The sequence below is a fragment of the Streptomyces sp. NPDC050121 genome (assembly GCF_044460385.1).
Lineage (GTDB): Bacteria > Actinomycetota > Actinomycetes > Streptomycetales > Streptomycetaceae > Streptomyces > Streptomyces soliscabiei.
In genome coordinates this window covers 151,652-158,223 of record NZ_JBITJV010000024.1, presented here as the reverse complement: position 1 = coordinate 158,223, position 6,572 = coordinate 151,652, and the positions used below count along the sequence as shown (strand labels likewise).

At 69.5% G+C, this 6,572-nt stretch carries 6 protein-coding genes; 1 reads left to right on the top strand and 5 read right to left on the bottom strand.

What is annotated here, in order from left to right; translation table 11 throughout:
- Nucleotides 1-281: 281 nt before the first annotated feature.
- Both ACIBTS_RS31525 and dnaB read right to left on the bottom strand, forming a co-directional pair.
- The gene (locus tag ACIBTS_RS31525) at nucleotides 282-1,667 is read right to left on the bottom strand and encodes a serine hydrolase domain-containing protein (RefSeq protein WP_399323843.1); all 1,386 of its coding nucleotides are present in this window, start codon (nucleotides 1,665-1,667) and stop codon (nucleotides 282-284) included.
- Nucleotides 1,668-1,787: 120 nt separating this feature from the next.
- The gene (gene dnaB, locus ACIBTS_RS31520; protein ID WP_319337428.1) at nucleotides 1,788-3,266 is read right to left on the bottom strand and encodes a replicative DNA helicase; all 1,479 of its coding nucleotides are present in this window, start codon (nucleotides 3,264-3,266) and stop codon (nucleotides 1,788-1,790) included.
- Nucleotides 3,267-3,716: 450 nt separating this feature from the next.
- Between dnaB and ACIBTS_RS31515 the strand changes: the two genes are divergently transcribed.
- Nucleotides 3,717-5,063, top strand: a complete 1,347-nt coding sequence (locus ACIBTS_RS31515; protein WP_399323841.1) for an MATE family efflux transporter — start codon at nucleotides 3,717-3,719, stop codon at nucleotides 5,061-5,063.
- 109 nt (nucleotides 5,064-5,172) lie between these two features.
- On the opposite strand, the gene rplI is transcribed toward ACIBTS_RS31515, so the two are convergent.
- The 3 genes from rplI to ACIBTS_RS31500 all read right to left on the bottom strand — a co-directional run bounded on the left by rplI (nucleotide 5,173) and on the right by ACIBTS_RS31500 (nucleotide 6,546).
- Nucleotides 5,173-5,619, bottom strand: coding sequence for a 50S ribosomal protein L9 (rplI, locus tag ACIBTS_RS31510; RefSeq protein WP_079661193.1), 447 nt, complete (start codon nucleotides 5,617-5,619; stop codon nucleotides 5,173-5,175).
- An 18-nt stretch (nucleotides 5,620-5,637) separates the two neighbouring features.
- Nucleotides 5,638-5,874, bottom strand: coding sequence for a 30S ribosomal protein S18 (gene rpsR, locus ACIBTS_RS31505; protein ID WP_020130672.1), 237 nt, complete (start codon nucleotides 5,872-5,874; stop codon nucleotides 5,638-5,640).
- Between the two features lie 81 nt (nucleotides 5,875-5,955).
- Nucleotides 5,956-6,546 carry a single-stranded DNA-binding protein gene (locus tag ACIBTS_RS31500; RefSeq protein WP_399323838.1) on the bottom strand — a complete coding sequence of 197 codons (591 nt, stop codon included), beginning with the start codon at nucleotides 6,544-6,546 and terminating at the stop codon, nucleotides 5,956-5,958.
- Nucleotides 6,547-6,572: the final 26 nt, after the last annotated feature.

Genomic DNA, 6,572 nt, shown 5'->3' with positions numbered 1-6,572 from the left:
GATCACGATGCCGCCCGTTCCGCTTTGTGTGGGCAGAAACACGTGGAGGGGGGGGGGGGGGGGGGGGGGGGGGGGGGGGGGGGGGGGGGGGGGGGGGGGGGGGGGGGTTGGGGGGGGGGGGGGGGGGGGGGGGGGTGGGGGGGGGGGGGGTGCGGCCCCTCCCGCGCGCTGTGGGCCCGCCCCGCGCCGCGCGGGCGGGGGGGGGGGCCCCCCCCCCCCGGCGGGCCCCCCCCCCCCCCCCCCCCCCCCCCCCCCCCCCCCCCCCCCCCCGGCAGATGCGGCTAGCCGATAGCCCGCCACCCCTCCGGGTCGACACCGCCGGGGACAGCCGCCCCCTCGCCGTACGGCTGACGCGTGAACACGAACGACCCGAGGTCCAGGTGGTCCACGCTCCCGTCCGGCCGCCGTACGGCCCTCAGGAGCTCTTCGGCGTAGTAGCCCTCCAGACCGGTCCAGGTACCGTCCCCGTTCGGCCGGAACCGGGAACGCCGGCCGCCGCCGGACAGCGGCCCCAACGAGATGAGCCCGTCGGCCGTCACACGCAGAGCGAAGGGGTTCGTACCCCAGTACCACTGGCCCGCCAGCTCCAAGGCGGAAGAGTCGACCTCTCGCAGCGGACGCCACGGTTCGGGGATCCGTGGCTCGGCCTCGGCGACGATGCGTACGAGATCGGCGGCCACCTGGGACGTCAGAAGGCCGGAGGTACAGTTGACGAGCACCACCGCGGCAACGTCGTCCGCCACGCCCACGGTGAGGGTCGCCAGGAATCCGGGAACCGAGCCGGAGTGCCCCACGAGCAGTCGGCCATCCCGGTGCTGAATCTGCAGTCCGAGTCCGTACGTGGCACCGTCCGCCACATCCGCCAGCCCGGCCGGAGCCGCGGGCGTCCACATCTCGCGCAGGGTTTCCGCGCTCAGCACCCGGTCGTCCCCCCGCGTCAGGAAGGCAGCGAATCGCGCGAGATCACCGGTGGTTGACCAGAGCTGCCCCGCCGGGGCCATCCGCCCGAAGTCCTCGGCCGGCTCCGGCAGCATCACGTCCGCCCACGGGTGCACCGCCCACCCGCCGGCAGCCGGCGCCTGCGGTCGGACACTCGTGCGGTTGAGACCCAGGGGTTCGAGCACTTCACGCCGCAACACCTCTTCCCAGGACGCTCCACGGAGCTCTTCCACAAGAGCGCCCAGGAGGGTGTAACCGGGGTTCGAGTAGTGGTACCGCCGGCCGGCCTGGTGCGGGGTGGCCTGGTCACCTAGGACGTCGGCGAGTTCGGGCCGTAGCGAGCCCGGGGTCCGCTCCCACCACGGTCCGGGCGCCTCGGCGGGCAGCCCGCTGGTATGGGCGAGCAGTTCGGCCACCGTGGCCTCCCCCGCGCCGGTGCCGGGCAGGTGCTTCTCCAGGGGGTCCCCGAGGTCGAGCACCCCCTCGTCGCGCAGCCGCAACACAAGGACGGCGGTGAAGGTCTTCGTGATGGAGCCGATCCGGTACTGCACGTTCTCATCCGGCGCGTGACCATCGACCGAGGTCCGTGCCCCGTGCCACACGGCCCGTCCGTCCCGTACGACCGCGGCGACCAGCGAGGGGGAACGCCCTTCGGTCTGGGCCACGGCGATCCGGTGGAGCAGCGCCCGCCGCGTACCCGGGAGCAGCTCTTCCTGAGGTGTCGTCATGGGCCCAGTCCACCCGCCCGCGCGGCCGGCGTCGAGCTCATTTCACCAGGAAGTCGAGGCCGATCCGGAACGACTGGTCGCCGAGGTGCGTGTGAGTTCCTGGCGTACGGCTTCCTGGGGTCAGGTCTGCGCCATGTCCACGAAGCGCGAGTAGTGGCCTTGGAAGGCCACGGTGATCGTGGCCGTGGGGCCGTTACGGTGCTTGCCCACGATGATGTCCGCCTCGCCCGCGCGCGGGGACTCCTTCTCGTACGCATCCTCACGGTGCAGCAGGATCACCATGTCGGCGTCCTGCTCGATGGAGCCGGACTCACGCAGGTCGGACACCATCGGTTTCTTGTCCGTGCGCTGCTCGGGACCTCGGTTGAGCTGTGAGAGCGCGATCACCGGGACCTCCAGCTCCTTGGCCAGCAGCTTGAGGTTACGGGACATGTCCGAAACCTCCTGTTGACGACTCTCGGAGCGCTTGGAGCCACCGGCCTGCATCAGCTGCAGATAGTCGATGATCACCAGCTTGATGTCGTTGCGCTGCTTCAGCCGGCGGCACTTCGCGCGGATCTCCATCATCGACAGGTTCGGGGAGTCGTCGATGTAGAGCGGCGCGGAGGACACCTCGGGCATCCGACGGGCCAGGCGGGTCCAGTCCTCGTCCGTCATGGTGCCGGACCGCATGTGGTGCAGGGCAACGCGGGCCTCAGCGGAGAGCAGACGCATCGCAATCTCGTTGCGCCCCATTTCCAGGGAGAAGATGACGCTCGGCAGGTTGTGCTTGATCGACGCCGCGCGGGCGAAGTCCAGCGCGAGCGTGGACTTGCCCATGGCGGGACGGGCCGCGATCACGATCATCTGGCCCGGGTGCAGACCGTTGGTGAGCGAGTCGAGGTCCGTGAAGCCGGTGGGCACGCCCGTCATCTCGCCGCTGCGTGAGCCGATCGCCTCGATCTCGTCGAGGGCGCCCTCCATGATGTCGCCGAGCGGGAGGTAGTCCTCGCTGGTGCGCTGCTCGGTGACCGCGTAGATCTCCGCCTGGGCGCGGTTGACGATCTCGTCGACGTCGTCGTCGGCCGCGTATCCCATCTGGGTGATACGCGTGCCGGCCTCGACCAGGCGGCGCAGCACCGCACGCTCGTGGACGATCTCGGCGTAGTACTCGGCGTTGGCGGCCGTCGGCACCGTCTGTACGAGGGTGTGCAGATAGGACGCGCCGCCGACCTTGTTGATCTCGCCGCGTTTGGTGAGCTCGGCGGCGATGGTGATCGGGTCGGCCGGCTCGCCCTTGGCGTAGATGTCGAGGATCGCCTGGTAGATCGTCTCGTGCGCGGGCTTGTAGAAGTCGTGGCCCTTGAGCACCTCGACCACGTCGGCGATGGCGTCCTTGGACAGGAGCATGCCGCCGAGGACGGACTGCTCGGCGTCGAGGTCCTGCGGCGGTACCCGCTCGAAGGCGGTGCCCCCGCCTTCCCACTCACCGCTGTCCCGGCCGCGATCATGCTGTTCGTCCCGGCCGCGTCCGCCGTCACTGCGCCGGCGGGAAGAGGGCAGACGATCACTGGGACCGCTGTCGGCCCACGGGTCGTCCAAGGGCTCGGAAATGCTCAACCGAGCCACCTCCTCCCGTCCGCCGAGCGGACCTCGCCGTGTCTCTTTTCTACGGCACGGCACTGACAACTGAGAGGCCCAACTCCGGTTGTGGCGCGTCGGTTTTGTAAGGGTTTTCTCGACCGACGGACGGAGCGGGCGCCGGACCACGGTAGGCCCGCGGGCACCGTCAGCCAATCTGGTTATCCACAGGCCATGTGGACGACGGCCCCTATGCTGTGGAGAACTCCGCAAAACCTGTGCACGACCCGGTGGACAGTGCTGTGAACAAGCCCTCGTCTTTTCCCGCCAAGCGCCCCTGACCTGCACGTTCCCCATCCACTGGCTGTGCAGAAGAAAAAGTTGCCCAGTCGGGCCAAGATCCCTTCGAACGGCGCGCCGGAGGACACGGAGTGCCAGATGAAGTAAGGGTCACTATGCGATTGCATCTCTTACCTGTGGACGATTAGATTGGCGGCCATGACACAGGCTCCCGCGCCCCCCAGGGTCACTCGGCGACAGCACGATCGAGAGATCGTCGCACTGGCCGTGCCGGCCTTCGGCGCACTCGTCGCCGAGCCCCTCTTCGTCATGGCCGACAGCGCGATCGTGGGCCACCTGGGCACCGGCCAACTGGCCGGGCTGGGAGTCGCCTCCGCACTCCTCATGACAGCCGTCAGCGTCTTCGTCTTCCTCGCCTACGCCACCACCGCCGCCGTCGCGCGCCGGGTGGGCGCCGGCGACCTCCCGGCCGCCATCCGCCAGGGCATGGACGGCATCTGGCTGGCACTACTGCTCGGCGCCGCGGTGATCGCGGCTGTCCTGCCCACCGCCCCAGCGCTCGTGGAGCTCTTCGGCGCCTCGGAGACGGCCGCCCCCTACGCGACCACCTATCTGCGCATCTCCGCACTCGGCATACCGGCCATGCTCGTCGTCCTGGCCGCGACCGGTGTCCTGCGCGGACTCCAGGACACGAGGACACCGCTCTACGTCGCCGTCACCGGCTTCGTCGCCAATGCCGCCCTGAACGTCGGCCTCGTCTACGGTGCGGACCTCGGCATCGCCGGCTCCGCCTGGGGAACCGTCATCGCGCAGTGTGCCATGGCTGTTGTCTACCTCACGGTGGTGATCCGGGGAGCCCGCCGCCACGGCGCGTCCCTGCGCCCCGACGCCTCCGGTATCAGGACATCCGCCCAGGCGGGAGTGCCTCTGCTGGTCCGCACGCTCTCGCTGCGTGCGATCCTGATGATCGCCACCGCCGTGGCAGCCCGACTCGGGGACGACGACATCGCGGCACACCAGATCGCCCTGAGCCTGTGGAGCCTGCTCGCCTTCGCCCTCGACGCGATCGCCATCGCCGGGCAGGCCATCATCGGGCGCTATCTCGGCGCCGACGACGCCCAGGGCGCCCGTGACGCCTGCCGCCGGATGGTCGAGTGGGGCATCGCCGTGGGTGTCGTGCTCGGTCTGTTGGTCGTGATCAGCCGACCACTCCTCCTGCCGCTTTTCACCAGCGACCCGGCGGTGAAGGAGGCGGCGCTGCCCGCTCTGCTCGTGGTGGCACTCGCCCAGCCTGTCTGCGGCATCGTCTTCGTGCTGGACGGTGTGCTGATGGGCGCGGGAGACGGCCTGTATCTCGCCTGGGCCATGGTGCTGACCCTGGCCCTCTTCACGCCGGTGGCCCTACTGGTGCCGGTTCTCGGCGGCGGCCTCACCGCGGTGTGGGGAGCGATGACGTTGATGATGGCCGTACGGATGCTGACCCTCTGGCTGCGCGCCCGGTCGGGCCGCTGGGTCGTCACCGGCGCGACCCGCTGACCGTTTCACGTGAAACTGACGTTTCACGTGAAACAGAAACAGAGCAAGCAGAAGGGGCCGCACCCAGCGGGTGCGGCCCCTTCTCAGCTCTTCAAGCCGAGCGCAGCGATCAGGCCGCGATGACCTCGATGTTGACCTTGGCGGCAACCTCGGGGTGCAGACGCACGGACGTCTCGTGGGCGCCCAGGGTCTTGATCGGCGAACCGAGCTCGATACGGCGCTTGTCGACCTCGGGGCCACCGGAAGCCTTGATCGCCGAGGCGATGTCGGCCGGAGTGACGGAACCGAAGAGACGACCGGCGTCGCCGGAGCGGACGGCCAGGCGGACCTTGACGCCCTCGAGCTGGGCCTTGACAGCGTTGGCCTGCTCGATGGTCTGGATCTCGTGGATCTTGCGAGCGCGACGAATCTGCTCGACGTCCTTCTCGCCACCCTTGGTCCAACGGATCGCGAAGTTCCGCGGGATCAGGTAGTTGCGAGCGTAGCCGTCCTTGACGTCGACGACGTCGCCCGCGGCACCGAGGCCGGAGACCTCGTGGGTGAGGATGATCTTCATTTGTCGGTCACCCTTCCCTTATCGCGCCTGGGCGGTGTACGGCAGCAGCGCCATCTCACGGCTGTTCTTGACGGCCGTGGCGACGTCACGCTGGTGCTGCGTGCAGTTGCCGGTCACGCGGCGGGCACGGATCTTGCCGCGGTCGGAAATGAACTTCCGCAGCATGTTCGTGTCCTTGTAGTCCACGTACGTGACCTTGTCCTTGCAAAAAGCGCAGACCTTCTTCTTAGGCTTGCGCACAGGCGGCTTCGCCATGGTGTTTCTCCTGTGTGATCAAGAAGTTGGGATTCGACCCGCCTTCGACCCGATCGGGCCCGGACACCCGGGCCCGAGGGCCTAGAAGGGGGGTTCGTCCGAGTAGCCGCCGCCGCTGGAGCCGCCGGAGTTTCCACCCCAGCCGCCGCCACCGCCGCCGCCCTGCTGACCACCGGCGGGAGCGCCGGTCGCCCACGGGTCGTCGGCAGGAGCGCCGCCGCCCTGCTGGCCGCTGCCGGAGCTTCCGCCCCAGCCGCCGCTGCCACCCTGGCCGCCACCGCCGCCGTAACCACCCTGGCCACCGCGGCCGGAGGCCTTGGTGACCTTGGCCGTGGCACTGCGCAGGCTGGCGCCGACTTCCTCGACGTCCAACTCGTAGACCGTGCGCTTGACGCCCTCACGGTCCTCGTAGGACCGCTGCTTCAGCCGGCCCTGCACGATGACGCGCATGCCTCGCTGGAGCGACTCCGCGACGTTCTCCGCCGCCTGACGCCAGACCGAGCAGGTCAGGAACAGGCTCTCGCCGTCCTTCCACTCGTTCGTCTGACGGTCGAAGGTGCGGGGAGTGGACGCGACACGGAACTTCGCGACCGCCGCACCGGAGGGGGTGAAGCGCAGCTCGGGGTCGTCGACAAGATTGCCGACGACCGTGATGACGGTCTCGCCTGCCATGGGGGTACCTCTCGGCGGGTTTGCTG